Here is a 26,476-nt window from a genome sequence, read left to right as displayed (position 1 = left end):
TTCTTTGGCGGCTTTGAAGATTTTCAACAGGGATGCAAGACGCTTATGGTTATGGACCACCGGGCTGTCTGGCGCACCGGTCGGAAAGCTTGATCTGATTGCTTTGATCCGGCAACTGGGTTTCGTCCAGATCGATACGATCCGCAACGTGACGCGCGCGCATCATCATATCCTTTGGACACGTAACCAGAATTACCGGGAAAAAATGCTTTGGCCGTTACTGGGGCGCGATCGTGCGATTTTCGAACATTTCACACATGACGCGTCGTTGATCCCGATGGAATACCTTCCCTACTGGCAAAGGCAGTTTCGCCGCTTGGGTCAGAAGGCCGCAAATGCCGACTGGTATCAATCCGGTTTAGGGCAACAGGAAATCAAAAACATACGTAAGCGTATTGAGGCGGAAGGCGCGCTTTCAACGCATGCGTTTGATACCAAGATCGAAGGTAAACGGGAGATGTGGGCGCGACCGCCACACAAGAAAGCGTTGGATCAGATGTGGTATGCGGGTGAACTTGCGACCTGTTTTCGCAAGAATTTCGTCAAGTTTTATAACTTGAGCGAACGCGTATTTCCGGCACAACTTCGGGACAGTCCTGGTGACAATGAACAGATTGAATGGCTTTGTAATCAAGCTCTTGATCGATTGACATTCGGAACAAGTGGCGAAGTTCAAAGGTTTTGGGGCGCGATGGGCGCATCTGAGGTGCGGGCATGGTGTACGGGTCGTTCTGATCTGGTTCCGGTTGAGGTTCAAGGTGCTGACGGTACGTTTTCATTGTCTTGGGCCGCTCCGAATATCGAAGAAAGGTTGAACAAGGTTTCTGCGCCAACCATACGCTTACGTATCTTAAATCCTTTCGATCCAACCATACGAGACCGTATGCGCTTGGAGCGACTGTTCGGATTTGAATATCGCAATGAGATGTTCGTACCGGCTGCGCAGCGTAAATGGGGGTATTATGTGTACCCGCTTTTGGAAGGGGATCGGTTTGTCGGGCGTCTGGAGCTAAAGGCCGACCGGGCAAAGGGCTGGATGCGTGTCACGGGATTTTGGCCCGAACCACGTGTTAAATGGGGAGAGGCGCGATTTGAAAAGCTTGGCGCTGAACTTTCACGATTTGCGCGCTTTGTCGGTATCGAAGATGTTTCATGGGATATGCGCGCGCAGGATCAGGCGATAACATGACGAAAAACAAAGGGATCGATTTTGAGGCTTGAAGGAAAAACCGCGATTGTAACAGGGGGTGCCAGCGGCTTTGGCGCAGGTATCGTGCGCAACTTCCTGGCTGAGGGGGCGCAAGTCATGATCGCCGACGTGAATGGCGATGCGGCGTCCACTCTGGCGGAGGAACTTGGATGCGCAGCCTGTCTGGTGGATGTGTCGGACAGAGCAAGCGTTGTCGGGCTGAAACTTGCAGCACAACACACTTTCGGATTGCCGGATATCATCGTCAACAATGCCGGTGTCACTCATCTTCCGAGCCTGTTGGAAGAGGTGACGGAAGCGGATTTTGACCGTGTCCTCGCAGTGAATTGCAAATCGGTCTACTTAACGGCCCAGACCTTTGTGCCAGAGATGAAGGCTCGGGGCAGTGGTGCGATCCTAAACGTGGCCTCAACAGCGGGTGTCAGTCCCCGGCCAAAGCTGAACTGGTATAATGCGTCCAAGGGTTGGATGATCACCGCGACCAAAGCAATGGCGGTGGAACTTGCGCCGGTCGGTATCCGCGTCAATGCGTTGAATCCGGTTGCTGGTGAAACACCGCTTCTGACCAGTTTCATGGGCGAAGACACACCTGAGATCAGGGCAAAATTTCTCAGCACCATTCCCCTGGGTCGGTTTTCTACACCCGAAGATATGGGTAATGCCGCTGCCTTCCTGTGCAGCGACGAGGCCAGCATGATCACCGGTGCCTGCCTTGAAGTTGATGGCGGGCGCTGCATCTGACCCCTGTTCATCGGCGCGCGAAACCATTATCCGAGTGCGAAAGCACAGACAGCGACGAGGCAAAGATGGCGAAAACCGCACTCATTACGGGCGTGACCGGACAGGACGGTGCCTATCTGGCGGAATTCCTGCTGGAAAAGGGCTATCGCGTGCATGGCATCAAGCGCCGGACATCTTTGTTCAATACGGCGCGTATCGACCACCTGTTCGAAGGCGAGCCGGGAAAGACCGGGCAGTTTCAACTGCATCACGGGGATATGACCGATAGTTCGTCGCTGACGCATATCCTGCAGAAAACCAAACCGGATGAGGTCTATAACCTTGCGGCTCAAAGCCATGTCGCGGTGAGCTTCGAAGAGCCGGAATATACCGCCAACTCTGATGCGATGGGTGCGTTGCGTTTGCTGGAGGCGATCCGGTTTCTAGGCATGGGTGAAACCACACGTTTCTATCAAGCGTCGACTTCAGAGCTTTACGGCCTTGTTCAGGAAACCCCACAGCGCGAAACCACGCCGTTCTATCCGCGTTCGCCCTATGCGGTGGCCAAGCTGTACGCCTATTGGATCACGGTGAATTATCGCGAGGCATACGGCATGTATGCCTGTAACGGCATTCTTTTTAACCACGAAAGCCCCATTCGTGGTGAAACATTCGTAACCCGCAAGATCACCCGGGCATTGGCGCGAATCAAGCTGGGCATGCAGGATGAATTGCTGCTGGGCAATATGGATGCCAAACGCGATTGGGGCCACGCCCGCGATTACGTACAGATGATGTGGCTGATGCTGCAACAGGACAGGCCCGAGGATTACGTGATCGCCACGGGGCAGCAATATTCGGTGCGCGATTTCGTTTCGCGCGCGGCCGACGCACTGGAAATGAACCTCACATTCGAGGGTGAAGGCATGGATGAGATTGCCCGCGATGCAGAGGGCCGCGTGGTGGTGAAGGTCGATCCACAGTATTTCCGGCCCGCTGAGGTGGAAACCTTGCTGGGCGACGCCAGCAAGGCGCGGCAGCAACTGGGATGGGAACCGGAAACCAGCTTTGACGATCTGGTGCAGGAAATGGTGACATCCGATCTGGCCGAGGCACAGGCGCAACAACGCGCCGAGACGACATGAAAATTTTCCTGACCGGTGGGCGTGGCATGGTGGGTCGCGCCATTCAGGAACACGGGCGCGCGTCGGCGCACAAGATCGTGGCGCCCACGAGCGGCGAGTTGAATCTGATTGACCGCCCGGCGGTCATGTCGATGCTGGCAACGGAAAAACCCGACATGGTAATACATGCGGCGGGTCGTGTTGGCGGCATTCAGGCCAATATGGCCGATCCGGCAGCTTTTCTGGCCGATAACATGGATATGGGTTTCAACGTGGTGAGGGCTGCGCAGACTGCTGGTGTTGGCCGGTTGCTGAACCTCGGATCCAGTTGCATGTACCCCTATGACGCCCCAAACCCTTTGCATGAGGAAAGCCTTGGCAAGGGAGAGCTAGAGCCGACCAATGAAGGTTACGGGATGGCGAAACTGGCGGTGGCGCGCCTGTGCGATTTTGTATCTCGCAGCGAGGGTTTTTCTTACAAGACGTTGATCCCCTGCAATCTTTTTGGGCTGCATGACAAGTTCGACCCACAGGTTTCACACTTATTACCGGCAATCATCCGAAAGGTTCATGAGGCCAAGCAATCAGGGGCCGCGTCGGTGGAGATCTGGGGCGATGGGACAGCACGGCGAGAGTTCATGTTTTCGGGCGATCTGGCGGCGGCAGTCTGGCATGCAGTTGATCAATTCGAAGCTTTGCCAAGTTGCATGAATGTCGGCTTGGGTCATGACTATTCGATCAATGACTACTATGCCGAAGTGGCGAAGGTGATTGGCTGGGACGGTAAATTCACCCATGACCTAAACCGCCCGACCGGTATGAAGCAAAAACTGTTGGCGGTGGATCGTCAGAAGGCCATCGGCTGGTCACCCACAACGACGTTGCAGGACGGTATTGCGCAGACATATGCGCATTTCCTGGAGCTTGAGGGAGCAAGTGCATGAGTGAGCAGGGGTTTCCGCTGGCGACGACCAGTTGGGACGAAAAGGAATATGCCGCCATCGATCGGGTGGTGAAATCGGGCATGTTCTCGATGGGTCCGGAAGTGTCTCGTTTCGAGGAGCAATTCGCGACTGCGATGGGCAGCAAACATTGCGTTATGGTCAATTCCGGGTCGTCAGCAAACCTGATCATCATCGCCGCTCTTCGGTATCATTCCAAACACGGCCTGCCGGAAGGTGCTGAGGTCATCGTTCCGGCGGTGAGCTGGTCAACCACCTATTACCCGCTGCACCAATACGGGTTGCGGATGAAATTTGTCGATATCGACCCGGGCACGCTGAACTATGATCTTGATGCGCTGGCTGAAGCGATTGGTCCCGAGACCCGGGCGATCATGGTGGTGAATCTCTTGGGTAATCCCAATGCGTTTGACCGGATTGATACGATCATCGGTGACCGCGATATTCTGGTGATCGAAGATAATTGTGAATCCCTTGGGGCCACGTATCAGGGGCGTCAGGCTGGGACATTCGGGATTGCGGGCAGCTATTCTTCGTTCTTTTCGCATCACATCGCCACGATGGAGGGCGGATTGGTGGTGACCGATGACGAAGAGTTACACCACATCATGCTTAGCGTCAGATCACATGGCTGGACCCGGCACCTGCCGAAATTCAACCATGTAACCGGCGAAAAAAGCGATGATCCGTTCGAGGAATCCTTCAGGTTCGTGCTGCCGGGTTATAATCTTAGACCGGTTGAGATGAGCGGGGCCATCGGACAGGAACAGATTGCGAAACTGCCCATGATCGTGTCGGAACGGCGCCGAAATGCCGAAGGGTTCCGGGCGCTGATGCAGGGCTATCCGCAGATCCGCATTCAGCAGGAACTGGGTGAAAGCAGCTGGTTCGGGTTTTCGATGGTGGTAGAGCCGGATGCGGGGTTTGACCGCGCGGCGTTAATCCGGGCACTGGCTGAGAGTGGGGTGGAATGCCGCCCGGTCGTGGCCGGGAATTTCGCCAAGAACGAGGTGGTGAAGCGGCATATGGATCACGTGATCCACGGCGAATTGCATCATGCGGACGATATAGACCGGAACGGTTTGTTTATTGGCAACCATCACTATCCGCTTGAGGATAAATGGGAATTGTTGCGCGCCGCCTTGGATAAAGTTGCGCGGTAAAGAATGTTGACCTGAATGAGTGCGCTGACGCGCACGCTTTATATCTCGTCATTCGCGCTGCGCGCTGCTTCCTCGGATGGGTGCGCGTGCTGGAGGTTAGGCCACGCCAGCACGGAGCGCATCATGGATATGGACAAGGCCGACGAGGTGATGGTCATCGTCGGTGACAAGCAGCGTGGTGCGCTTGTTGGCGTTCATTACGCCCAGTGCTTCGACGAGCAACGCATCAGGTGTCGTGACAAGGGGGGAGCGCGTGGCGACCTCGCCGGCGGTTTGCGCCATCAGTCCGCTCATGTTGCGCCGAAGGTCGCCATCGGTGATCACGCCGGTGAGGCGCGCGTTTTCCACGACGGCGGCGACGCCGAAGCCCTTGGCCGTCATCTCGATCAGGGTGTCACTCATCGGTGTTGCTTCATGCACGATGGGTAATTTTTCCCCGGTGTGCATGACGGCGCTGACCTTGAGAAGTTGCGCGCCAAGCGTGCCGCCGGGGTGGAAAGCCAGGAAGTTTTCCCGTTCGAACCCCCGCAGTTTCATCAATGCCACGGCAAGGGCGTCGCCCAATGCAATGGTACAAGTGGTTGATGTTGTTGGCGCCATGCCAATGCCGCAGGCCTCGGGTGCATCGGGGAGCTGCAGCAGGAAATCGGCCTGGGTGCCAAGCGTGCTGGAAGCTTTTTTCGTGATGGCAATCAAGGGGATAGCGTAGCGGCGGGTATGCGCGATAATGTCGGCCAATTCGCGGGTTTCGCCAGAGTTCGAAATCAGGATGACCGCATCGTCCGAGGTGATCATGCCAAGGTCACCGTGGCTGGCTTCACCCGGATGCACGGTCTGCGCGGGCGTGCCTGTGCTGGCCATGGTAGCCGCGATCTTGGCGGCGATATGGCCTGACTTGCCCATCCCCGATACGATCACCCTGCCGCGCACCTGCAACAGTGTTTCGATCACCGCGTCGAAGGTATCGGGCAGGCTGTCGCGCATTTTCTGCAGCGCGTCGCCTTCGATGCTGAGCACGTCATAGGCGATCTGGGTCGGGGTTTTGGGCGCAGTCATTCGGGGCTCCGGCGGCATGTGTGACGCGGGGGTGATAGCCTGCGCGCCGGGCGCCGCCAAGCCCTTAGCGTGATGTGTGGGTGACGCTGGTGTCCGGAAAACGCCCGTTTGGGCCCTGGCAGATTGACTTGAAACCGGGTGTGCCGCACAACTTCGACCGAGCAGAGACGGGGCAGGAATAAGGGCGGCTGATGAAAATCGCGATGATTGGGACCGGGTATGTCGGGCTTGTTTCGGGCGTGTGCTTTTCGGATTTCGGGCACGATGTGACCTGTGTCGACAAGGACCCAAGCAAGATCGAGATGCTGGAGCGCGGCGAGGTGCCGATCTATGAGCCGGGTCTGGAAGCGTTGATGGCCAAGAATGTCGAGGCGGGGCGGCTGACATTCACCACCGATTTGGTGAGCGCCATTGATGGGGCCGAGGCGGTTTTCATCGCTGTGGGAACGCCCACGCGGCGCGGGGACGGGCATGCGGATCTGACATACGTGATGGCCGCTGCCGAAGAAATCGCTGTAATCGCAAAAGGTTATGTTGTCATCGTTACGAAGTCGACGGTACCGGTGGGGACCAACCGGCAGGTGAAACAGGCAATCAAGAAGGCCAATCCGGACCTGGATTTTGATGTGGCCAGCAACCCTGAATTCCTGCGCGAAGGGGCTGCGATCGACGACTTCATGAAGCCCGACCGGGTGGTTGTGGGAGTGCAGACCGATCGCGCGGCAGAGGTGATGGCCGAGATTTACCGACCGCTTTACCTGCGGGATTTTCCGATCATCACCACGGGTCTGGAAAGTGCCGAGATGATCAAATATGCGGCCAATGCCTATCTGGCGACCAAGATTACGTTCATCAATGAGATCGCCGCTTTGTGCGAGCGCACCGGCGCGGATGTGAAGCAGGTGAGCCATGGCATGGGGTTGGATGGACGCATCGGCAACAAATTCCTGCATGCCGGGCCGGGATATGGCGGGAGCTGTTTTCCCAAGGATACCAAGGCTTTGGCCCGGATCGGGCAAGAGCATGGCCTGCCGATGCAGATCACTGAAACGGTGATCGGCGTCAATGAAGAGATCAAGCGTCGAATGATCGACAAGTTGCTGGATCTCTGCGACGGATCCTTCAATGGCAAGCTGATCGGGGTGCTGGGCGTGACGTTCAAGCCCAACACCGACGACATGCGCGATGCCCCCAGCCTGACGATCATTCCGGCGCTTGTGGGGGGCGGTGCCCGGGTGCGGGTGACCGACCCGCAGGGCAAGCACGAAGGTGAGGCGCTGCTGCCCGGTGTCAGTTGGCAGGAAGACCCGTATAAATGCGCTAATAATGCAGATTTATTGGTGATTTTGACCGAATGGAACGAGTTCCGGGCGCTTGATCTGAAGCGGATCGCGAAAAAGATGAACGCGCCGCGGCTGGCCGATCTGCGCAATATCTATTCACCCAAGGATGCCAAACGGGCAGGTTTCGAGGCCTATGAGAGCATCGGGCGGGCGGGGTTCGTAAACCGATCGGAGTGACCCCGGAAGGGTGTCCTCCAGATCGAAAATCGACGCAAGAACCGGCGGGGTTTTAACCGCCACGGCGCGGCCGTATTTCAATCGTGCGGAGAATCAGGTTAACGCGCTGAAATTCCTCAAAAACCCTTGTCGGTATAACGTCGGTATTTTGTCGGTATTACGTCGGTATGAAAATCGGTGTTTTGCCGGATTAACAGACCGCGCGCCGGAACGCCGCTTCTGGCCTGTGACGGGTGGGAGAGGATCGCTTCGAAAATGTCCAGGGATGCTCATCTTGCGCAAGAAACGGGTCGCGATGTTGAGCCGACTGTGCGACGACGCCTGAATGAAACAGGTTGAAACCCCATCGATTGATCTGACCTCTGGCGCGCTTTTGCTTGGATTGGCAACGGTGTGGGGCGGGTCCTTCTTTTTTGCAGAGATCGCGTTGCGCGAGGTGCCGCCGCTTACGATTACGCTGCACCGCGTATTCTGGGCGGTTCCGGCACTTTTGCTGGTCGTCTGGTGGAAAGGCATCAAGATCCCGACCTCTGCCAGCGCCTGGGCCTGCTATCTGGTCATGGGTGCGCTGAACAATGCGATCCCGTTCTCGTTGATCTTTTGGGGTCAAACGACGATCGGGAGCGGTCTGGCATCCATCCTGAATGGTACCACCGCGGTCTTTGGGGCGGTTGTTGCGGGCATTCTGCTGGTCGATGAACCGCTGACGGCGCGCAAGATCATCGGGGCCTTGTTCGGTGTGCTGGGCGTCGCTGTCATCATGGGGCTTGAGGCGCTTACAAATTTCGACCCCAGAAATCTTGGTCAGCTCGCTATATTGGGGGCGGCGCTGTCCTATTCATTCGCAGGTGTCTGGGGGAAACGTTTCCTGTCGGGATATCCGCCGATCATGAATGCCTGCGGGATGTTGATCGGCAGCACCATCCTGATGTTGCCGGTGGCCTTTGTTGTGGACGGCGCGCCATCTTTCAACTTGTCGCCGGAGATCTGGGCCAGCCTGTTTGCCGTGGCCATTCTATCGACCGCCGTGGCCTATCTGCTTTATTTTGAAATTCTTGTCCGGGCGGGATCGGCCAACCTGATGCTGGTGACCCTGTTGATCCCACCGATTGCGGTTGGCCTGGGCTATGCGTTTCTTGACGAGCGGCTGGGCAGTGAGGCGGTATATGGATTTGGGTTGATCGCCCTGGGCTTGATGATCACCGACGGGCGGTTGCTGAACCGCGTGCTGGGGCGGCGCGGCGTTTCACGGAAATAGCCTGGCTGACGAATGGGCGTGTACAGCCGTGCGGTTCGCCCCTAACGTCGCGTCCATGACCGACGGCGCGGATATTCTTGACAGCCAATATGCCTGGGCGCGCATGACCGTGTCGCTGCTGATCGCGGTGATATGCAGTGCGGGCATCTGGGTGATCGTGTTGATCATGCCTGCGGTGCAGGCCGAGTTCGGCGTGAGCCGGGGCGATGTATCCCTGCCCTACACGCTGACAATGATCGGCTTTGCGCTGGGCAATATGGGCATCGGGCGGATGGTCGATGCGGTGGGCGCGACCAAGGCGATTATCGGTGCGGGCGTGGTGCTGTGCACCGGGTTCGTGCTGGCGGCAAATAGCGGGTCGGTCTGGGTCTTGTCGCTGATGCAGATGATCATCGGGTTTGGCGCGGCAGCGGGATTCGGGCCGCTGATGGCGGATGTGTCGCAATGGTTTTTACGCCGGCGCGGCATCGCGGTGGCGATCACGGCCAGCGGGAATTACCTGTCAGGTGCGATCTGGCCGCTGATCCTATCCGGCGTGCTGGAGGATTACGGCTGGCGCGGTGTCTACTGGGTGCTGGCGGCGGTGACAGTGCTGGGCATGATCCCGTTGGCATTGGTCCTGAAACGCAAACTGCCGCTGGCGGCGGCGGCAAGATCGGATGAGATTTCACAGTCGCGGGCACGGGCGGCGGGCATTCGGCCCGGCGCGCTGATGATCCTGCTGGGCCTTGCCGGGATCGGCTGTTGCGTGGCGATGTCCATGCCGCAGGTCCATATCGTCAGTTTCTGCGTCGATCTGGGGTATTCGGCGGGCATTGGCGGACAAATGCTGTCGCTGATGCTGATCTGCGGTGTGATTTCCCGGCTGGCCTCGGGGTTTCTGGCCGACTGGCTGGGCGGGGTGAAGACGGTGCTGATCGGATCGGCGCTGCAATGTCTGGCTCTGTTTCTCTACCTGCCGGCGGGGGGGCTGGTCTCGCTCTATCTGGTCAGTGCGATCTTCGGGCTGGCGCAGGGCGGTATCGTGCCCAGCTATGCGGTCGTGGTGCGTGAATACATGCCCAGCGAAGAGGCCGGGCGGCGCGTGGGCTTCGTGCTGATGATGACCATTCTGGGTATGGCGATCGGCGGCTGGATGTCCGGGTGGATCTATGACCTGACCGGGGATTACGGCATGGCCTTCATCAACGGGATTTTGTGGAATGTCCTCAATATCGCGATCATGCTGGTGATATTGATGCGCACAAGAACCCGGGTCGCCGCACCGGCCTGATCGGGAAAAAGGTCAGTTGCCCGGCAGGTTTTGCATGTGCTTTTCACCGCGCGCCTCGGAGAGGGCGATCTGTTTCTGGCGTTCGCGAAAGCGGTTTTTGTCGTCTTCGCTGGTCTCATCCGCGCAGTGGTGGCATGAGACGCCGTGTTCGTATTCCGGGCGGGTCATGTCGGCGGGCAGGACGGGTCGGCGACAGGCATAGCAGAGCTGGTGCGGGCCTTCCTTCAGCCCATGCCCGACCGAGACGCGCCCGTCGAAAACAAAGCAATCGCCTTGCCAGGTGCTTTGCGCCTCGGGCACCTCTTCGAGATATTTCAGGATGCCGCCCTTGAGGTGATAAACATCCTCGACCCCCTGACCCAGCAGGTAGTTGGTGGATTTCTCACACCGGATGCCGCCGGTGCAGAACATGGCGATGCGCTTGTTGTGGAAGCGGTGCTTGTTCTCTTCCCACCAGGCGGGGAAGTCGCGAAAGCTGGCGGTTTCGGGGTCGATGGCGCCCTGGAACGTGCCGATGGCGACCTCGTAATCGTTGCGCGTGTCGATGACGGCGACATCGGGGCTGGTGATCAGTTCGTTCCAGTCGGTGGGGTCGACATAATGGCCGACCTTTGCCTGCGGATCGACATCGGGCTGGCCCATGGTCACGATCTCTTTCTTCAGGCGCACGCGCAGGCGGCCAAAAGGTTGCGTGTCCGCGGTGCTTTCCTTGTGCTCGAGATCGGTGCAGCCGGGCAGGGCGCGCAGATGGGCCAGAACCTTGTCGATGCCCTTGCGTGACCCGGCGATAGTGCCGTTGACGCCTTCGGACGCGATCAGGAGGATGCCGCGGATATCCTCGGCCTTGCACAGATCCAGCAATGGTCCCTGCAGGCTGGCGGGGTCGTCAAAGCGGGTGAAGTGATATAGCGCGGCGATGGTATACATGGGGCCGCGATTTACGCCTTTCACCTGCCCCCGGCAAGAGGGAGAGATTGACGCAGGCCGGGGCGCGCAGGTAGGCATGGAGGCCAAAGGAGAGCTGCCCATGACCCATGCGTTGATCGTGATAGATGTGCAAAATGATTTCTGCCCCGGTGGGGCGCTGGCGGTGGCGGGCGGGGATGAGATCGTGCCCGGGATCAATGCGCTGATGGGCGATTTTGACGCGGTGATCCTGACCCAGGACTGGCACCCGGCGGGGCATTCCTCCTTCGCGTCCTCGCATGCGGGGCTGGACCCTTTCGGGACGGTGGAGATGCCCTATGGCACGCAGGTTCTGTGGCCCGACCATTGCATTCAGGGCAGCGCCGGGGCGGCATTTCACGACGGGCTCAACACCGACCGGGCGGATATGATCGTGCGCAAGGGCTATAATCCGCAGATCGACAGCTATTCGGCGTTTTTCGAGAATGACCATGAAACGCCCACGGGCCTGCACGGGTATTTGCAGACGCGGGGGATTGATCGGCTGACGATGGTTGGGCTGGCGACGGATTTCTGTGTCAATTTCTCGGCCGTGGATGCGGCAAGGCTGGGCTATGCGGTCACCGTCCGCGACGGGCTGTGCCGGGCGATTGATCTGGATGGATCGCTGGCCGCGGCGATGGACGGCATGGCGGCGGCCGGTGTGCAGGTGGAATAGCGCTGAGCCATCTTGCCCCCTGTCTCAATACCCGTCATAGTGGCACGCTGAGTAGGAGGGCCAGACCATGCGCAAGTTTCTAGTTGTTCTTGACGACAGCCGTGAATGCCTGAACGCGATGCGTTTTGCCGCGATGCGGGCTGCCCATACCGGGGGTGGTGTTGCGGTGCTGGCGGTGATCCCGCCCGAGGAATTCAACCACTGGATCGGTGTCGGAGACATCATGCGCGAAGAGGCCCGCGAACGCATCGAGGTGCATTTCGAGGTCTTTGCCAAGTGGATGCGTGACAAGCAGGGCGTCGACCCCGAGCTGGTGATCCGCGAGGGTGAACCCGTGACCGAGATCATGTCGCAGGTGCAGCAAGACGGCGAAATCGGTGTTCTGGTGCTGGGTGCGGGCACCGACAAAAAAGGCCCCGGCCCGCTGGTGACGCAATTGTCGCGCAACTCCGGCTCTTTGACCATTCCGATCACCATCGTGCCCGGTGACCTGAGCAAGGAACGGCTGGAAGCCATCACCTGACAACTCCTGTCAGTTTAGAATCGTTCCAAACCTTGACTTGCGCCCCGCGCAGGCGCATATCGGTTGCAGACGCGAAAGGTGCTGCCCCATGTTTATTCAAACCGAATCCACGCCCAACCCGGCGACGCTAAAATTCCTGCCCGGCCAGACCGTGCTGGAAACAGGTACTGCCGATTTCCCCACCGCTGACGGGGCCGAGCAATCGCCGCTGGCGGCGCGCATCTTCAAGGTGCAGGGCGTGACCGGCGTGTTTTTCGGCAATGACTTCGTGACCGTGACCAAATCGGACGAAACCGAGTGGGACCATGTCAAACCCGCCATCCTTGGCGCGATCATGGAGCACTTCCAATCGGGCAAGCCGATCATGATCGGGGCCAGCGCGGCACCGTCAGGCCATGCCGAGCATACCGGTGAGGATGCCGAGATCGTGGGCCAGATCAAAGAACTGCTGGATACCCGCGTGCGCCCTGCCGTTGCGCAGGATGGTGGCGACATCACCTTTCACGGCTTCGAGCGCGGCGTGGTCTACCTGCATATGCAGGGCGCGTGCGCTGGCTGCCCGTCATCCACCATCACGCTGAAGATGGGGATCGAAAACCTGCTGCGGCACTACATCCCCGAAGTCACCGAAGTGCGCCCCGTCGGCGTCTGACCAATGGGCACGTCCCCCCTGATTGCGGGGTTCGATACGTCGGGCCCCTATATCAGCGCTGTGCTGTTGCAGGGCGACACGGTGCTGGCCGATGTCTACGAGGAAATGGCGCGTGGGCAGGGCGAGGCCCTGTTTCCCCTTTTGGAAAGCATGTTGGAGCGTGGTGGCGCCACATGGCGCGATCTGGACGCAATCGGGGTGGGCATCGGCCCCGGTAATTTCACCGGCATTCGTATTTCTGTCTCGGCCGTGCGGGGCCTGGCGCTGGCGCTGGAGATCCCGGCGGTCGGCGTGAGCCTTTTGGAGGCCGTCGCACTGGGCACGGATGGACCGGTGCTGAGCTGCCTTGCGGCGCCGCGCGAGCAATCCTATGTGCAGGGCTGGTCGACCAAGGCCGACATTACCCCGCATCTGACCGAAATCGCCGAGATCCCCGCCGACTGGCGGCAACCGGGCCTGACCTGCGTCGGATCTGCCGCCGAGGCGGTCGCGAGCCATCTGGACGCGGACACGGCACCTGCGCGCTATGCGCCTGGATCAGCGGTGGCACGATTGGCGGCAACACGGTGGCAGCAGAGCACGACACCCCCCGCGCCGATGTATCTGAAGCCCGCAGATGCCGCGCCTGCGCGGGACATGGCCCCGGTAATCCTTCCTGAATGATAACGCCTGACGAAATGGCCAGCCTGCATGCGCGTGCTTTTGAGGGGCAGGGGCGGGCGTGGTCCGCACGGGAATTCACCGACTTGATGAGCAGCAGCCGCGTTTTTACCGTGGGCGATGCGCGCGCCTTTGCGCTGGGTCGTGTGATCGCGGACGAGGTCGAGCTGTTGACCCTTGCCACCGATCCGGACCTGCGGCGGCAGGGGTTGGGACGCGCCTGTTTGCGGGCGTATGAAACGGCGGCGGGCGCGCAAGGTGCCAACATGTCTTTTCTGGAAGTGGCGCGCGACAATGCCGCCGCACGGGCGCTCTACCTGGCTGAAGGCTATGCCGAGGTCGCCTGTCGCGCGTGTTACTATCGCAGGCCGGATGGCGGGCAGGTAGATGCCCTGATCTTGCAGAAGACACCGTTGTGACGGCTTTCTTTGATAGTTCGACCGATACCGAAGCATTTTGTCAGCAGGTTTCGCTAAGGTGGCCCCCAATGCGCCCGTGGCGCTGAATGTTTCGGAGATTTTCATGGTCGATCTTGCCCCGTACCTGCCCGGTTTCATCGCCGCCTATGCTATCCTTCTGGTCGGAGCATCCTCGCCCGGGCCATCGGTCGCGATGCTGATCGGCGTTGCCACCTCACAGGGGCGTGCGCCCGCGCTGATGGCAACGTTGGGGATCGCGGTCGGCAGCATGACGATCAACCTGCTGACCATGTTGGGGGTCGGTCTGATCCTGTCACAGGCGGCCTGGGCGATGAGCCTGATGCGGCTGATCGGGGCGCTTTACCTGCTTTACCTGGCTTACGGCGCGTTCCGCCGGGCCTTGAACCCGCCCGCGTTTCAGGAGGTCATCACCGAGCGCCGGTCGGGACTGCGCCATTTCCTGCGTGGATACCTGTTGCAAGTCAGCAATCCCAAGGCGATCGCGTTCTGGCTGGCAATTGCTTCGATCGGGGCGGTCGAGGGGGCAGGGGTGGGCATCATCGCGTTGTTCGTTGTTGGTGCGGCGGCGATCTCATTCCTCTGTCATGGGGCATGGGCCCTGGCCCTGTCAGCAGCCCCTGTGCGCCGAGCTTATGCCGCTGGGCGCCGCTGGATCGAGGCCGGGCTGGGGGTATTTTTCACCTTTGCTGCGTTCAAACTGGCAACGGAAAAAATCTGATGTCTCGCTGGTTGAGATGGTTGCGGTCCAGATCGACCCGCAAATAAGTCCAGTTTCGGAAAATTGATCAGGCCTGCGGTGAATCACCGGGTCTGGCATCTTGCATTCAAGGCACACATGGCGCTAGGACAGCCCATGCAAATCTACCTCCCCATAGCCGAAGTTTCGGTCAACGCGTTCCTGCTGCTTGGACTTGGCGGGCTGGTCGGTGTTTTATCGGGCATGTTTGGGGTTGGTGGCGGCTTTCTGATGACGCCGCTGTTGTTTTTCATCGGTATTCCGCCCGCGGTGGCGGTGGCGACCGAGGCGAACCAGATCGTCGCCTCGTCCTTTTCCGGCGTGCTGGCGCATCTGAGGCGAAAGACGGTGGACCTGAGGATGGGCACGGTGCTGCTGATCGGGGGTCTGATCGGCGCGGCGATGGGGGTGGTTGTCTTCAACTATCTGAAGTCGCTGGGCCAGGTCGATCTGCTGGTCAAGCTGTGTTACGTGGTCTTTCTGGGCATCATCGGCGGGATGATGTTCATTGAAAGTCTGAACGCCATTCGCAACACCCGGTCCGGCAAAGCCCCCAAGCGCAAGAAGCACAACTGGATACACGGGCTGCCCCTGAAGATGCGGTTCCGGACATCGGGGCTTTATATCAGTGTGATACCGCCGCTGGTCGTTGGTGTTTGCGTTGGTGTTCTGGCGGCGATCATGGGGGTTGGTGGCGGGTTCATCATGGTGCCCGCGATGATCTATCTTCTGGGCATGCCCACCAAGGTTGTTGTCGGCACATCGCTGTTCCAGATCATTTTCGTGACCGGTTTCACAACCATGCTGCACGCGACCACCAACTACACGGTCGACGTGGCGCTTGCGGTGCTGTTGCTGATTGGTGGTGTCATCGGCGCGCAGGTGGGCACGCGGATCGGCACCAAGCTGCCGGCGGAACAGTTGCGCATCCTGCTGGCCCTGATGGTGCTGGTGGTCTGCTTCAAGCTGGCGCTTGATCTGCTGATCATGCCGTCCGAACTGTATTCCATTGGCGCAGGCGGGGGGCATTGATGCTGCGGCTTCTGATCCTTCTCTGTCTTGCGGCGCTGCCCCTTCGCGCGGAAGAGGTGGTGCTGGGACTGAGCGCGGATGAGGTTGCCATCACCGCCAATTTCGATGGCTCGGAACTGCTGGTTTTTGGGGCGGTCAAGCGCGAGGGGCCGATCCTGGATGAACCTCTTGAGGTGATTGTGACCATTGCCGGGCCATCGGCGCCCCTGACCGTGCGCCGCAAGGAAAAGAAGCTGGGCATCTGGGTCAATACCGATTCCGTCGAGGTGAAAGAGGCCCCCAGTTTCTATGCGGTGGCCACCACCGGACCGCTGAAAGAGGTGCTGGCGCAGATCGAAGATCTGAGGCACCGGATTTCCATCCCCAAGGCGATCCGTCTTGTGGGCGCGTCGCCCAATGTGTCGAACCCTCAGAGCTTTTCCCAGGCGGTGATCCGGATACGCAAGAAAAACAGGTCTTACCAATTGCTGGAAGGCGCTGTGGCGCTGGATCAGCAGACGCTTTTCCGCACCTCTATCCAGCTTCCGTCAAACCTGACCGAGGGGGATTATGCCACGCGGATTTTCCTGACGCGCAATGGGTATGTCGTGTCGGAATTCGAGACCAAGATCGACGTGCGCAAGGTGGGTCTGGAACGCTGGTTGTATAATCTTTCGCGCGAACAGCCGATGATCTACGGGCTGATGTCGCTGGCGATTGCCATCGCCGCGGGCTGGGGTGCGGCTGCGGCCTTCCAGATGCTGCGGCGCGGATAGTCTTCTGTTGTCAAATTGAGTGCGCTGGCGCGCACGCCCGATCTCTCGTCGTCCGGCTTCGCCGTCCTTCTCGGGGTGCTTGCCGCCGATGTGACATGCACCGCTGGCGTTGTGATCAGCCGCGCCCGATATAGGGCATCTTGGTTGCCATGACGGTCATGAATTGCACATTGGCGCTTGCGGGCATCTGGGCCATGTGCAGAACCGAACGCGCTGCATCATCGACATTCATCATTGGCATCAGCGGTTGATCCGGATTGGCGGCTTGCGCGCGTTTGTTCAGATCGTCTACCAATTCGGTCCGGGCATTGCCGATGTCGATCTGGCCGCAGGCGATGTCATAGGCGCGGCCATCAAGTGACAGCGTACGGGTCAGACCGGTAATGGCGTGTTTCGACGTGGTGTAGCAGACCGATCCGGGGCGGGGATTATGGGCCGAAAGTGACCCGTTATTGATGATCCTGCCGCCCTGGGGAGATTGGCCGCGCATCTGCGCAAAAGCGAAGCGTGCGGCGATGAACATCCCGCGGATATTGATGTTCATGACCTCGTCAAACGCGTCGACCGGGATTTCGTCGATGGGACCGGAGGGGCCGAACATGCCGGCGTTGTTGAAAAGCACGTCAAGGCGCCCGGTTTGCTGAGCGAAGCCATTGAATGCGGCCTGCATCGCATCGGCATCTGTCACATCCGCCACCAGCGGAATGGCGTTTTCATGCCCTTCCGTCAACGCCTTCAGTTTATCTGAGCGGCGCGCCAGCAGGCCCACCAGCCACCCGTCTTCGATGAATTTTGCCGCCGTTGCAGCGCCGATGCCAGAGCTTGCCCCGGTGATCAGGATGGATTTCATATTTCAGCCTCCAGTTCCAAAGGTGCCGGTGCCACGCGCAGATCGTCAATGCGTAGCTCCTGACTGGGTTTCGACAGGCGGTTGCGCACAACCCAATGCAATCGCTCTTCGGCGCGGGTGATGGCGACATAGGCAAGACGTTTCCATAGCGGCTGTCCGGCTTCTGTGCGGCCCATACGTGAGGCGGCGTAAAGATCGGGGGCGAACACCTGTACATCCTTCCACTGGCTGCCCTGCGCTTTGTGGATGGTCACGGCGGCACCGTGAAGGAAGGTGGCGCCCATGCGGGCGGCGAAGGGGATGAAGGGTTCTTCCTCATCCGGCTTCTCGATCTTGACGATGCTGGCAGCGCTGACCTGCGGATCTTCGGCGCCGATGACGTGCAGGCGTGAGAATCCGGGTTTGCGACCGGGGCCGAGATAGATCACCTGCGCGCCCTTGATCAGCCCGCGGGCTTCGAGGTCGAGCCGTTTCTTGCGGTGCTTCAGGGGCAGTTCGATGCCGTCGCAAATCAGTGGCTCGCCTTCCAGAAGCTCGGTCTCTGGCGCGCCATAAACCGCGCGGAAGGCGTTGATCAGGCGTATGCGCGTGACGTTGCGCCAGACCAGCACGGGGCTGCGTGCCATCAGGTCAACCTCGACCCGCTGGGCCAGAACCACTCGGTCATCGCGGCGTGCGGCATCTTCGATCAGGCGCTCAAAGGCGTTAAAATCGACATCCGGATCGGCCAGAGCATGGGCCAGATCGAGAATGGGGTTGTCGGCATCCTGACGGTGGACGCGGTGGAGGATCAGCTTGGACGTGTCAGGCAGGGCGTCAAAGACCATCGAGCCGGACTGGTTCACCGGGGCCAGTTGTGCCGGGTCGCCAAAAAGCAGGAGTGTGGGGAAGATTTCCTGGAGATCTTCGAACTGCTTGTCATCCAGCATCGAGGCCTCATCGACAAAGCCCACATCCAGCGGCTCTTCGCGGCGTTTCCAACCGGTGATGAAATCCGACCCACGCAGACCGGCGGCCGCCAGGGCACCGGGGATGGATTTGTTCGTCTGGAAAAACGCATGCGCCCGGTCAAGCGCCAGATCGGTCAAACCATCGATTTCAGGACGGTCGCCCTGGCCTGCCAGCCATTCAGCGATCTTTTCGTATTCCGGGTCATAGACGGGCGTGTAGAGGATGCGGTGGATGGTGGTGGCGGGCACACCGCGCATCCTGAGCACACTGGCGGCTTTGTTGGTGGGGGCAAGGATTGCCAGGGTGCGGCGGTCCTTGCGGCGGCGGCCTTCGTAATCGCCGGAAACCACGTCAACGCCGGTTTCTTCCAAGGCCCGGTAAAGCGCGGCCAGCAAAAGGGTTTTGCCCGATCCGGCCTTGCCAACCACCGCCATGACGCTGTCCTTGCCGTCCCGTGGTGGGGTCAAAAGCCCCTCGTCCAGATCAATGCCGGCACTGCGCAGTGCCTCGGTGATGCGGTCATGGGCATCGGCCTGATCATGGGAAAATGTGAGGGTGGAATGAGACATGACGCGACCCTACAGTCGCGCCTTGTCAGAGGCCAGAGCTAGAAAAGAAGATCAGGCGGTTGCACGGCCCAGGGGCATCGTCGGTGTCACCAGGGCGTGCGCCATTTGGCGATAGGGATGACCCGGGGCATTGGGGCCAAAGCTGGCCTGGAACCATTCTTCCGACATCTCGGGCGTGATGCCTGCACGTTTCGCGACCTTTGCCCGCGCCTCATCGGTGAATTCCCAAAGGCCAACACTGATCCGGTCACGGCCTTCGCCTTGCGCGCCCACAATCTCGGGCGAGGAGCCGATGGCACGATAAATCCGCACCATGCGTGCATCAAAAACGCCGACGTAATGCTTGATGGCAAAGTTGTGCATGATCTCTCCGCCCGCCAGCATCAGGGCAGCGGCAACCTGAGAACTTGCGCCGCGCGACAGGCAAAACCGGGTGCATTCCCAGATCAGAGGGCTGACGATATGTCCGCCATCGTTGATATGGTTGAAATGATCGTTCACCATGGTGGGGCCGGTCGTCGGCAGCAGGCGCATCGACCCGCCGTGGGTGCCGTCTTCGTTTTCCCAGATCACGTAGAGCGGGTTCAGACTGTCATATTCGTCGCGCTCGGAGCCGCTCTCATCCACGCTGACCTCCCAACCCAGCCGGGTTTTGAACTGATCCGCGCGATCCTTGAACATGGTCTCGGACAGGAGCGGATGTTTGTGCAGGTCGTTTCCGTAGATGTAGCGTAGCATGAGCTTCCCCTTTTCTGGTTTTCGACACCAAAGATGGGGGGAGCTGGTTAACGGCTGATCCGACGGGCGGGCGATACGTTAACACTTTCGGGCAACTGAAAACCGGCAGGCCCTGTCGGGCTACCGATTCTGTTATGCAGGTTTTTGAGTGTTCGGCCGGGGGATCAGATCACGATCAGGCCGCGGCTGAGAGCGCGGGCGACGGCGTGCACGGTGTTCATGGCCCCCAGTTTGAAACGTGCGGATTCGATATAGACCCGAAGCGTATGTTCCGAGATGTTCAGCGTCTCGGCGACCTGCGCACGGCTGTAGCCCATCGCGAGTAAAGTGATCGCGTCAATCTCGCGTGGTGACAGCGACTGGGCGGTTTCGGGTTTGCGGTCGGGTTCGAAATCCAGTGCTTTTTGGTTGAAGTAATGCGCGATCAGGATGAGATCGCGCCGGTGGGCCTCGGTGAAAGCTTCCCAAACATCATCGTCGCAATGGTGGCTGACGGTGAACAGGGCGAATTGTCCGTTCGGGCCGCGCACCGGTACGGAAAACCCTTGGTTTCCAATGTCATACTTGATCGCTTCTTGCTGAAAAGCACGGGCTGCCTTGGTCGACCAATCCAGCCGCTTCCAGTCGACCGGGTGAAATCGCTGATAGCATCCCTGGATTACAGGGTCGATGCGGACGTATTCTTTTTCAAGATATCTCTGGACCCATTCCTTGGAGTAGGTGCCACATCCATATTGATCGCCAGCACCACTGACCCAGTGGTAAACCATATGATCTACTTTGAAATGATCGCGAAGGTTTTCAATTGCTGTTTGAAGCTCGCTAAGTTCAGAGGCGCCTTCCAAGGCCTCCAATATTATATCCAGCCGCATAGGCGGGGCCGCGTTCATCTACTGTCTGTCCTTCCCCAGTCAACGCTAGCTCGCTCGCGGCCACCAGTTGTGTATCATCCAACTGTTCGGCCAAAACACCCAACCCATTTTGCTGGGCAAATGTCTTAAGATCGGCAAGAACGTCGAGTATCCATTCGTTTTGCATGTCTAGCCTCGTTAACGGGGGTTAATGAAAAGTTAATACAACTATAACATGTTAAGATTTTCTTTCGTATTCGCGGATTTTAACTCCCCAGAAATGGCGAGGCGGCTTTGTGGCAACCTGTTGAGCTTGTTGGAGGTGCGATTTGCAAAGGCTACTGGAGGTCATCCGCACCTGATTCGCTGCGCAGTCTTGCAGAAAGCGTGACAAAGGCGCCTTGTCCGAGGCAGAGATTACGCCAGTATCCCTTAACAATTGCTTTAGCCTTCACGCGCCAGCGCAGACGTGCATATGTGCCCTAGTTCACGGCGTGCAGACATCACCCTTGAAACATTGGGTGACCTTGTCGAGCATCTCGGGCGTGGGGTCGACAAAGTCATAGTCACCGCATGGGGTGACCGACAGGATGTAGCCATCATCGGTTTGTTCAAGAAACGAAAGATATTCTTCACCTGACACAGGCTGGCCGCACCAGGGACCAAAGCAAACGGCCCGCAAGGTTATGGGCCGGTCGAATTTGGCCTCAAAACCGGCTTTGGACAGGGATTTACCGCTGAGTTGCGCTTTGATGTCCACATGCGGTGGGATCTGGTCCTGATGGTTCAGGTCAACTTCGGGCAGTTTTGATTTGTCAAAGCTGAGTGTGCCATGCACGACCGCGTAGCTCTTGTCTGATGCGGCCACCTCCGAATAGGTCGTGGCGACATTCGGGGGGAGGCAGGACAGCGCCAGCGCCGGTCCGGTCAGGCAGGTAAGGACAGTCGTGAGCAGGGCGGATTTCATAGCAACTCTCCAAACTGTTTCAGAACGCTGATGTAGACGTCCCGTTTGAACGGTACGATATTGTCGACCAGGTCTTCGGGCGGCAGCCAGCGCCATTCGGAAAATTCGGGGTGATCGGTGGAGATATTCACATCCGCGTCAAGCCCCTGAAAACGCAGTAGAAACCATTTCTGCTCCTGCCCGCGAAAACGCCCTTTCCATATGCGCGGCACCAGTTCAAGTGGCAGATCGTAGGGGACCCAGCCATCGGTTTCGGCCTCAATGGTGACAAGGTCGGCGGGCACGCCGGTTTCTTCCCAAAGCTCACGTAGTGCAGCGTCACGCGGTGCCTCACCGGGGTCTATACCGCCCTGGGGCATTTGCCAGGCAGCGGCGTCATTGTCGATCCGCTGGCCAACAAAGACATGTCCGTCGTTGTTGACGAGCATCACGCCCACACAGGGCCGGTAGGGTAGTTGGGCGATCTGATCCGGCGTCATCCGGCGCTCCTGTCGGTGTCTGATAGTCGACATAATGGTTCCGAACTAGCCGTTCCAGCCCTTGTCTGAAATCCTGAAAATGTATGGCAAGTTAACGCCGCAACCGCCGGGCATGGGCGAATCAGCTGATAGAGCCAGCGTTAACAGGCAAAACCGCGATCTGTATCACGTCGGTATAACGTCGGTATTGCGTCGGTAATCAGGTCGGCAAAGCGAGGGAATAACAGAACGGACGGACCTTGCAGCGCACGGCGTCGAGATTTTCGGATGATCTGGTTGGCGGGCGCTGAAAAATGCCTGCGTCAGAGAGGATAAAATAGCCGACCTGCCATTTCAAACTTCCGATCCGCGGTCTTGCCGAACGGGCCGACAAGGAGGCCCCGCTCAAACTCAGGCCGAAGGTTCAGGGCCGACCGGGTGCGGATCAACAAAAAACCGAGACGCTTGGCCCCGGTTTCTGTGGTGTTACTTGCTGGCGGCGAAGGCCTCTTCCCGGTCGGGGGACGGTTCGCGCGGCGGGCGTCCGATGACGTCGCGGAGATCTTCAAGTTCGATGAAGTTATCGGCCTGCCTGCGCAGGTCGTCCGAGATCATCGGCGGCTGGCTGCGGATGGTCGACACCACCGAGACACGCACACCTTGGCGTTGCAGACTTTCCACCAGCGGCCGGAAGTCGCCATCGCCGGAAAAGAGCACGATATGATCGACCCGCGGGGCGAGTTCCATCGCGTCCACGGCGAGTTCGATATCCATGTTGCCCTTGACCTTACGGCGGCCCTGGCTGTCGGTATATTCCTTGGCTGGCTTGGTGACCATCGAGAAGCCGTTATAATTCAACCAGTCCACCAGCGGGCGGATCGGTGAATACTCGTCATTCTCCAGAAGCGCGGTATAATAAAATGCGCGCAGCAACTTGCCGCGGCGCATAAATTCTGCCCGCAGCAGTTTGTAGTCGATGTCGAAGCCCAGCGATTTTGCAGCGGCGTATAAATTCGAGCCATCGATGAACAGCGCCAGCCGTTCGTCCTTGTAAAACATCTCAAATGTCCTTCCGAATTAACTTGCCCTGATCGTGGTGTTCTTTAGGTGAGTGGTTGGGAACGACCAGAACTAGACCGTAAACTAAGTAGTTTAGCCAAGAAGGCAAGGCCTCACGGTCACTCAGAAGGATAGGTTTACGGTGGGAAATGATCAACAATTGTTGATAGCTTTGGGCGGCAACCTGCCATCCCAGGTTGGGCCTCCGGCGCTGACCCTGCGTGCTGCGCTGCAGCAACTGGAGCGTGCAGGCATCGAAATCAAGACCGTTAGCCGGTTTTATAGCACGCCGTGTTTTCCGCCCGGTGCGGGGCCGGATTATGTCAATGCGGCGGCGCAGGTCGCGTACCGGGGGCCGGTTGAGAATTTCCTGCAGAAATTGCACGCAACCGAAGCCCAATTTGGCCGGGAACGGGTTGAAAGATGGGGTCGGCGCACGCTGGATCTGGATCTGATCGCGGCGGGGCAATTGGTGCATCCCGATATCGACACCCATACCACATGGCGCAGCTTGCCGCCGGATCAGCAGACGGTCAAAACCCCGGATCGGCTGATCCTGCCGCATCCGCGTTTGCAGGACCGGGCCTTTGTGCTGGTGCCGCTTGCGGAGATCGCGCCTGAGTGGTGTCATCCTGTCCTGAACCTGAGCGTGGCGCAGATGCTGGCCGCGCTGCCGGAGAAGGATAAATCCGAGGTCGTCGCGCTGTGAGCCCCCGGTGATTCTGTGCTTGTAAAACCAGCGTGCAGGCCTTAAATACCGGGCTTCTATTGATTGCTGGATCGGAGTTCCCATGGCCCGCGTGACCACAGAAGACTGCGTTGACAAGGTCCCTAACCGGTTTGACCTGGTGATGCTTGCCGCCCACCGGGCGCGCGAGATTTCCGCCGGTGCGCCTATCACCGTTGAGCGTGACAACGACAAGAACCCTGTTGTCAGTCTGCGCGAGATCGCCGACGAAACCCAATCCGCCGATGAGCTGCGCGAGCGTCTGATCGAATCGAACCAGACCCAGATCGAAGTCGACGAACCCGAAGAGGATTCGATGGCCCTGTTGATGGGTGGTGAGGCCGACAAGCCCGCCGATGACGACATGTCCGAGGAAAAACTGCTTCGGGCACTGATGGAAGCGCAGGGTCAGGGCTGAACCTGACCCCACAGCCCCGGGGATGCGCAGCGTATGATCGCCCAAGAAGACCTGATCGCGCTGGTACGCACCTACAACCCCAAAACAGATGAAAAACTGATCAGCGCGGCCTACGAATATGGCCGCGAGATGCACGAAGGGCAGTACCGCCATTCGGGGGAGGCGTATTTCAGCCACCCGATCGCCGTGGCGGCGGTTCTGGCCGAACAGCGACTAGATGACGCAACCATCGTCACGGCGCTTTTGCATGACACCATCGAAGATACCCGCGCCTCTTACGCGACGGTGTCCGAGCGATTCGGTAGCGAGATCGCCGATCTGGTCGATGGGGTTACCAAGCTGACCAACCTGCAGTTGAGCAGTACCGAGACCCAGCAGGCGGAAAACTTTCGCAAGCTCTTTATGGCCATGTCCAAGGATATGCGGGTCATTCTGGTCAAACTGGCGGACCGGTTGCACAACATGCGCACGATCAAGGCGATGCGGCCGGAAAAGCAGCTGAAGAAAGCGCGCGAGACGATGGATATCTTCGCGCCGCTGGCGGGCCGGATGGGCATGCAGTGGATGCGCGAAGAGTTGGAAGACCTGGCGTTCCGGGTGCTGAACCCGGATGCGCGCGCGTCGATCATCCGGCGGTTCATCACCTTGCAGAAAGAAACCGGTGACGTGGTCGAGAAGATCACCGGGGATATGCGTCACGAAATCGCGAAGGCGGGGATCGAGGCCGATGTGCTGGGCCGCGCCAAGAAGCCCTATTCGGTCTGGCGCAAGATGCAGGAGAAGGAACTGGGGTTCAGCCGCCTGTCGGACATCTACGGGTTCCGTATCATCACCGAAAGCGAACATGACTGCTATTCGGTGCTGGGGGCAATCCATCAACGCTGGCGCGCGGTGCCGGGGCGGTTCAAGGATTACATCAGCCAACCGAAATCGAACGGGTATCGCAGCATCCACACCACGGTCAGCGGCCGTGACGGCAAGCGTGTCGAAGTGCAGATCAGAACCCGGCAGATGCATGATGTGGCTGAAACCGGTGTCGCGGCGCATTGGTCCTATCGTGACGGGGTGCGCAGCGAAAACCCCTTTGCGGTTGATCCGGTCAAGTGGATTTCAGCGCTGACGGAACAGTTTGACGCCGAGGAGGATCATCACGAATTCCTCGAGGCGGTGAAGCTCGAGATGTATGCGGACAAGGTGTTCTGCTTTACGCCCAAGGGCGATGTTGTCAAGTTGCCGCGCGGGGCCACGCCGATTGATTTCGCCTATGCGATTCACACGCGCATCGGCCATGCCTGTGTGGGCGCCAAGATCGACGGGATGCGCGTGCCGCTGTGGACCCGGATCAAAAACGGCCAGTCGGTTGACGTGATCACCGCCGAAGGTCAGATCCCGCAGCCCACATGGCTGGATATCGCCACCACCGGCAAGGCGCGTTCGGCCATTCGCCGGGCGCTGCGCGAACAGGACCGCGACCGGTTCATCAAACTGGGTCGCGAATTGGCGCGGGCGGCATTTGAACATGTCGGCAAGAAAGCAACCGACAAGGCGTTGGAAGCCGCCGCCCGGACCCTGCGTCTGAGCGAGCCGGATGAGTTGCTGGCCCGGCTGGGCAGTGCTGAGCTGACGGCGCAGAATGTGCTGAATGCGATCTATCCCGACCTTGCACCGGATAACGGTGACGAGGTGGCCCTTGATCTGGCCGTGATCGGTCTGGCGGCGGATCAGAGTTTTGACCGTGCCCCCTGTTGTCAGCCGCTGCCGGGCGAGCGGATCGTTGGCATCACCTACCGGGGTCAGGGTGTGGTTGTGCATGCGATTGATTGCGAATCGCTGTCGGCATTTGACGACCAGCCGCAGCGCTGGTTAGACTTGCATTGGCACGGCGGCACTCATCCTGCGGTTTATGGTGTTACCCTTGATATCACAATAGGCAATGATGCCGGTGTCTTGGGGCGCATTTGTACCTTGATAGGTGAACAGAAGGCCAATATTTCAGATTTGAATTTTGTGGATCGGAAGCCGGATTTTTACCGGTTGCTGATAGATGTTGAGCTAAGAGATGCTGAACATCTGCACCGTTTGATCTCGGCACTGGATGCCGAAAGTGATGTTGCCGCAATCGAACGACACCGCGATCCCACCCGGTCCGGGGGGCCGCAGACAAATCAAAACTAGGAGTC

General features: G+C 59.0%; 28 protein-coding genes. 19 read left to right on the top strand and 9 right to left on the bottom strand.

The genetic code is table 11. The features are described 5' to 3' along the window. Positions 1 to 4: 4 nt before the first annotated feature. From Q1B27_RS10220 to Q1B27_RS10200, 5 genes are all read left to right on the top strand, one after another. Complete coding sequence (locus tag Q1B27_RS10220; RefSeq protein ID WP_299847131.1) at positions 5 to 1,189, top strand: crosslink repair DNA glycosylase YcaQ family protein; 1,185 nt, start codon at positions 5 to 7, stop codon at positions 1,187 to 1,189. 21 nt (positions 1,190 to 1,210) lie between these two features. Then, on the top strand, positions 1,211 to 1,951 hold the full coding sequence (locus Q1B27_RS10215; RefSeq protein ID WP_299847129.1) for an SDR family oxidoreductase: 741 nt from the start codon (positions 1,211 to 1,213) through the stop codon (positions 1,949 to 1,951). 65 nt (positions 1,952 to 2,016) lie between these two features. Continuing rightward, the gene (gene gmd, locus Q1B27_RS10210) at positions 2,017 to 3,075 is read left to right on the top strand and encodes a GDP-mannose 4,6-dehydratase (protein ID WP_299847127.1); all 1,059 of its coding nucleotides are present in this window, start codon (positions 2,017 to 2,019) and stop codon (positions 3,073 to 3,075) included. Next, a complete protein-coding gene (locus tag Q1B27_RS10205) occupies positions 3,072 to 3,998 on the top strand; it encodes a GDP-L-fucose synthase (RefSeq protein ID WP_299847125.1) in 927 nt (308 codons plus the stop codon). The genes gmd and Q1B27_RS10205 overlap by 4 nt, the downstream gene beginning before the upstream one ends. Next, positions 3,995 to 5,179 (top strand): DegT/DnrJ/EryC1/StrS aminotransferase family protein, encoded by a 1,185-nt coding sequence (locus tag Q1B27_RS10200; RefSeq protein WP_299847123.1) that lies wholly within the window; start codon positions 3,995 to 3,997, stop codon positions 5,177 to 5,179. The genes Q1B27_RS10205 and Q1B27_RS10200 overlap by 4 nt, the downstream gene beginning before the upstream one ends. Positions 5,180 to 5,275: 96 nt before the next feature. On the opposite strand, the gene Q1B27_RS10195 is transcribed toward Q1B27_RS10200, so the two are convergent. Further along, on the bottom strand, positions 5,276 to 6,235 hold the full coding sequence (locus Q1B27_RS10195; RefSeq protein WP_299847121.1) for a KpsF/GutQ family sugar-phosphate isomerase: 960 nt from the start codon (positions 6,233 to 6,235) through the stop codon (positions 5,276 to 5,278). A gap of 191 nt (positions 6,236 to 6,426) precedes the next feature. Between Q1B27_RS10195 and Q1B27_RS10190 the strand changes: the two genes are divergently transcribed. The 3 genes from Q1B27_RS10190 (at position 6,427) to Q1B27_RS10180 (ending at position 10,286) form a co-directional block, all read left to right on the top strand. Then, a complete protein-coding gene (locus tag Q1B27_RS10190; protein WP_299847119.1) occupies positions 6,427 to 7,755 on the top strand; it encodes a UDP-glucose/GDP-mannose dehydrogenase family protein in 1,329 nt (442 codons plus the stop codon). A 325-nt stretch (positions 7,756 to 8,080) separates the two neighbouring features. Then, the gene (locus tag Q1B27_RS10185) at positions 8,081 to 9,013 is read left to right on the top strand and encodes a DMT family transporter (RefSeq protein ID WP_299847117.1); all 933 of its coding nucleotides are present in this window, start codon (positions 8,081 to 8,083) and stop codon (positions 9,011 to 9,013) included. A 55-nt stretch (positions 9,014 to 9,068) separates the two neighbouring features. Further along, positions 9,069 to 10,286 carry a CynX/NimT family MFS transporter gene (locus tag Q1B27_RS10180; RefSeq protein WP_299847115.1) on the top strand — a complete coding sequence of 406 codons (1,218 nt, stop codon included), beginning with the start codon at positions 9,069 to 9,071 and terminating at the stop codon, positions 10,284 to 10,286. Positions 10,287 to 10,298: 12 nt separating this feature from the next. On the opposite strand, the gene Q1B27_RS10175 is transcribed toward Q1B27_RS10180, so the two are convergent. Continuing rightward, positions 10,299 to 11,213 (bottom strand): rhodanese-related sulfurtransferase, encoded by a 915-nt coding sequence (locus Q1B27_RS10175; protein WP_299847113.1) that lies wholly within the window; start codon positions 11,211 to 11,213, stop codon positions 10,299 to 10,301. Positions 11,214 to 11,313: 100 nt separating this feature from the next. Here Q1B27_RS10175 and pncA point away from each other — a divergent pair, with 100 nt between their 5' ends. The 8 genes from pncA (at position 11,314) to Q1B27_RS10135 (ending at position 16,708) form a co-directional block, all read left to right on the top strand. Continuing rightward, entirely contained in the window at positions 11,314 to 11,910 is a 597-nt protein-coding gene (gene pncA / locus Q1B27_RS10170; protein ID WP_299847666.1) for a bifunctional nicotinamidase/pyrazinamidase, read from the top strand. A gap of 67 nt (positions 11,911 to 11,977) precedes the next feature. Next, positions 11,978 to 12,433: a universal stress protein gene (locus tag Q1B27_RS10165; protein WP_299847111.1), complete on the top strand. Its 456-nt coding sequence runs from the start codon at positions 11,978 to 11,980 to the stop codon at positions 12,431 to 12,433. 88 nt (positions 12,434 to 12,521) lie between these two features. Beyond that, entirely contained in the window at positions 12,522 to 13,085 is a 564-nt protein-coding gene (locus Q1B27_RS10160) for a NifU family protein (protein WP_299847109.1), read from the top strand. Between the two features lie 3 nt (positions 13,086 to 13,088). After that, on the top strand, positions 13,089 to 13,748 hold the full coding sequence (gene tsaB / locus Q1B27_RS10155) for a tRNA (adenosine(37)-N6)-threonylcarbamoyltransferase complex dimerization subunit type 1 TsaB (protein WP_299847107.1): 660 nt from the start codon (positions 13,089 to 13,091) through the stop codon (positions 13,746 to 13,748). Beyond that, positions 13,745 to 14,164 (top strand): GNAT family N-acetyltransferase, encoded by a 420-nt coding sequence (locus Q1B27_RS10150; protein ID WP_367181348.1) that lies wholly within the window; start codon positions 13,745 to 13,747, stop codon positions 14,162 to 14,164. The genes tsaB and Q1B27_RS10150 overlap by 4 nt, the downstream gene beginning before the upstream one ends. Before the next feature lie 103 nt (positions 14,165 to 14,267). Next, positions 14,268 to 14,903, top strand: coding sequence for a LysE family translocator (locus tag Q1B27_RS10145; protein ID WP_299847105.1), 636 nt, complete (start codon positions 14,268 to 14,270; stop codon positions 14,901 to 14,903). Between the two features lie 135 nt (positions 14,904 to 15,038). Further along, a complete protein-coding gene (locus tag Q1B27_RS10140) occupies positions 15,039 to 15,953 on the top strand; it encodes a sulfite exporter TauE/SafE family protein (protein WP_299847103.1) in 915 nt (304 codons plus the stop codon). Further along, the gene (locus Q1B27_RS10135; RefSeq protein WP_299847101.1) at positions 15,953 to 16,708 is read left to right on the top strand and encodes a TIGR02186 family protein; all 756 of its coding nucleotides are present in this window, start codon (positions 15,953 to 15,955) and stop codon (positions 16,706 to 16,708) included. Before Q1B27_RS10140 ends, Q1B27_RS10135 begins: the two co-directional genes overlap by 1 nt. A 115-nt stretch (positions 16,709 to 16,823) precedes the next feature. Here the strand turns inward: Q1B27_RS10135 and Q1B27_RS10130 are convergent, their stop codons facing one another. The 7 genes from Q1B27_RS10130 to Q1B27_RS10100 all read right to left on the bottom strand — a co-directional run bounded on the left by Q1B27_RS10130 (position 16,824) and on the right by Q1B27_RS10100 (position 23,151). After that, complete coding sequence (locus tag Q1B27_RS10130) at positions 16,824 to 17,558, bottom strand: SDR family oxidoreductase (protein ID WP_299847099.1); 735 nt, start codon at positions 17,556 to 17,558, stop codon at positions 16,824 to 16,826. After that, a complete protein-coding gene (locus Q1B27_RS10125; protein ID WP_299847098.1) occupies positions 17,555 to 19,078 on the bottom strand; it encodes an AAA family ATPase in 1,524 nt (507 codons plus the stop codon). The genes Q1B27_RS10130 and Q1B27_RS10125 overlap by 4 nt, the downstream gene beginning before the upstream one ends. 51 nt (positions 19,079 to 19,129) lie before the next feature. Further along, positions 19,130 to 19,816, bottom strand: a complete 687-nt coding sequence (locus Q1B27_RS10120) for an acyl-homoserine-lactone synthase (protein WP_299847096.1) — start codon at positions 19,814 to 19,816, stop codon at positions 19,130 to 19,132. A 164-nt stretch (positions 19,817 to 19,980) separates the two neighbouring features. Beyond that, positions 19,981 to 20,706 (bottom strand): LuxR family transcriptional regulator, encoded by a 726-nt coding sequence (locus Q1B27_RS10115; RefSeq protein WP_299847094.1) that lies wholly within the window; start codon positions 20,704 to 20,706, stop codon positions 19,981 to 19,983. Between the two features lie 448 nt (positions 20,707 to 21,154). Then, on the bottom strand, positions 21,155 to 21,634 hold the full coding sequence (locus Q1B27_RS10110) for a hypothetical protein (protein WP_299847092.1): 480 nt from the start codon (positions 21,632 to 21,634) through the stop codon (positions 21,155 to 21,157). Further along, the gene (locus Q1B27_RS10105; RefSeq protein WP_299847091.1) at positions 21,631 to 22,113 is read right to left on the bottom strand and encodes an RNA pyrophosphohydrolase; all 483 of its coding nucleotides are present in this window, start codon (positions 22,111 to 22,113) and stop codon (positions 21,631 to 21,633) included. The genes Q1B27_RS10110 and Q1B27_RS10105 overlap by 4 nt, the downstream gene beginning before the upstream one ends. Positions 22,114 to 22,578: 465 nt before the next feature. Continuing rightward, positions 22,579 to 23,151, bottom strand: a complete 573-nt coding sequence (locus Q1B27_RS10100) for an NYN domain-containing protein (protein WP_299847089.1) — start codon at positions 23,149 to 23,151, stop codon at positions 22,579 to 22,581. A 142-nt stretch (positions 23,152 to 23,293) separates the two neighbouring features. On the opposite strand from Q1B27_RS10100, the gene folK reads away from it, so the two are divergent. From folK to Q1B27_RS10085, 3 genes are all read left to right on the top strand, one after another. Further along, positions 23,294 to 23,860 (top strand): 2-amino-4-hydroxy-6-hydroxymethyldihydropteridine diphosphokinase, encoded by a 567-nt coding sequence (gene folK, locus Q1B27_RS10095; protein ID WP_299847088.1) that lies wholly within the window; start codon positions 23,294 to 23,296, stop codon positions 23,858 to 23,860. 82 nt (positions 23,861 to 23,942) lie between these two features. Next, positions 23,943 to 24,296, top strand: a complete 354-nt coding sequence (gene rpoZ / locus Q1B27_RS10090; RefSeq protein WP_299847086.1) for a DNA-directed RNA polymerase subunit omega — start codon at positions 23,943 to 23,945, stop codon at positions 24,294 to 24,296. A gap of 33 nt (positions 24,297 to 24,329) precedes the next feature. After that, positions 24,330 to 26,471, top strand: coding sequence for a bifunctional (p)ppGpp synthetase/guanosine-3',5'-bis(diphosphate) 3'-pyrophosphohydrolase (locus Q1B27_RS10085; RefSeq protein ID WP_299847084.1), 2,142 nt, complete (start codon positions 24,330 to 24,332; stop codon positions 26,469 to 26,471). Positions 26,472 to 26,476: the final 5 nt, after the last annotated feature.

Origin of the sequence: uncultured Roseovarius sp. (assembly GCF_947489715.1) — a bacterium.
Lineage (GTDB): Bacteria > Pseudomonadota > Alphaproteobacteria > Rhodobacterales > Rhodobacteraceae > Roseovarius.
Note: the sequence above shows the minus strand (reverse complement) of the source record. Positions and strands in the feature narration are given on the sequence as shown.

Excerpts from the sequence above, each read along its gene's own strand:
- Q1B27_RS10110 (WP_299847092.1), bottom strand. The coding sequence starts at position 21,634 with ATGAAATCCGCCCTGCTCACGACTGTCCTTACCTGCCTGACCGGACCG.
- Q1B27_RS10115 (WP_299847094.1), bottom strand. The coding sequence starts at position 20,706 with ATGAACGCGGCCCCGCCTATGCGGCTGGATATAATATTGGAGGCCTTG.
- Q1B27_RS10140 (WP_299847103.1), top strand. The coding sequence starts at position 15,039 with ATGCAAATCTACCTCCCCATAGCCGAAGTTTCGGTCAACGCGTTCCTG.
- Q1B27_RS10165 (WP_299847111.1), top strand. The coding sequence starts at position 11,978 with ATGCGCAAGTTTCTAGTTGTTCTTGACGACAGCCGTGAATGCCTGAAC.
- gmd (WP_299847127.1), top strand. The coding sequence starts at position 2,017 with ATGGCGAAAACCGCACTCATTACGGGCGTGACCGGACAGGACGGTGCC.
- pncA (WP_299847666.1), top strand. The coding sequence starts at position 11,314 with ATGACCCATGCGTTGATCGTGATAGATGTGCAAAATGATTTCTGCCCC.
- Q1B27_RS10120 (WP_299847096.1), bottom strand. The coding sequence starts at position 19,816 with ATGCTACGCTACATCTACGGAAACGACCTGCACAAACATCCGCTCCTG.
- Q1B27_RS10150 (WP_367181348.1), top strand. The coding sequence starts at position 13,745 with ATGATAACGCCTGACGAAATGGCCAGCCTGCATGCGCGTGCTTTTGAG.
- rpoZ (WP_299847086.1), top strand. The coding sequence starts at position 23,943 with ATGGCCCGCGTGACCACAGAAGACTGCGTTGACAAGGTCCCTAACCGG.
- Q1B27_RS10100 (WP_299847089.1), bottom strand. The coding sequence starts at position 23,151 with ATGTTTTACAAGGACGAACGGCTGGCGCTGTTCATCGATGGCTCGAAT.
- Q1B27_RS10180 (WP_299847115.1), top strand. The coding sequence starts at position 9,069 with ATGACCGACGGCGCGGATATTCTTGACAGCCAATATGCCTGGGCGCGC.
- tsaB (WP_299847107.1), top strand. The coding sequence starts at position 13,089 with ATGGGCACGTCCCCCCTGATTGCGGGGTTCGATACGTCGGGCCCCTAT.
- Q1B27_RS10145 (WP_299847105.1), top strand. The coding sequence starts at position 14,268 with ATGGTCGATCTTGCCCCGTACCTGCCCGGTTTCATCGCCGCCTATGCT.
- Q1B27_RS10130 (WP_299847099.1), bottom strand. The coding sequence starts at position 17,558 with ATGAAATCCATCCTGATCACCGGGGCAAGCTCTGGCATCGGCGCTGCA.
- Q1B27_RS10175 (WP_299847113.1), bottom strand. The coding sequence starts at position 11,213 with ATGTATACCATCGCCGCGCTATATCACTTCACCCGCTTTGACGACCCC.
- Q1B27_RS10105 (WP_299847091.1), bottom strand. The coding sequence starts at position 22,113 with ATGACGCCGGATCAGATCGCCCAACTACCCTACCGGCCCTGTGTGGGC.
- Q1B27_RS10085 (WP_299847084.1), top strand. The coding sequence starts at position 24,330 with ATGATCGCCCAAGAAGACCTGATCGCGCTGGTACGCACCTACAACCCC.
- Q1B27_RS10200 (WP_299847123.1), top strand. The coding sequence starts at position 3,995 with ATGAGTGAGCAGGGGTTTCCGCTGGCGACGACCAGTTGGGACGAAAAG.
- Q1B27_RS10185 (WP_299847117.1), top strand. The coding sequence starts at position 8,081 with ATGAAACAGGTTGAAACCCCATCGATTGATCTGACCTCTGGCGCGCTT.
- Q1B27_RS10160 (WP_299847109.1), top strand. The coding sequence starts at position 12,522 with ATGTTTATTCAAACCGAATCCACGCCCAACCCGGCGACGCTAAAATTC.
- Q1B27_RS10205 (WP_299847125.1), top strand. The coding sequence starts at position 3,072 with ATGAAAATTTTCCTGACCGGTGGGCGTGGCATGGTGGGTCGCGCCATT.
- Q1B27_RS10135 (WP_299847101.1), top strand. The coding sequence starts at position 15,953 with ATGCTGCGGCTTCTGATCCTTCTCTGTCTTGCGGCGCTGCCCCTTCGC.
- Q1B27_RS10190 (WP_299847119.1), top strand. The coding sequence starts at position 6,427 with ATGAAAATCGCGATGATTGGGACCGGGTATGTCGGGCTTGTTTCGGGC.
- Q1B27_RS10195 (WP_299847121.1), bottom strand. The coding sequence starts at position 6,235 with ATGACTGCGCCCAAAACCCCGACCCAGATCGCCTATGACGTGCTCAGC.
- Q1B27_RS10125 (WP_299847098.1), bottom strand. The coding sequence starts at position 19,078 with ATGTCTCATTCCACCCTCACATTTTCCCATGATCAGGCCGATGCCCAT.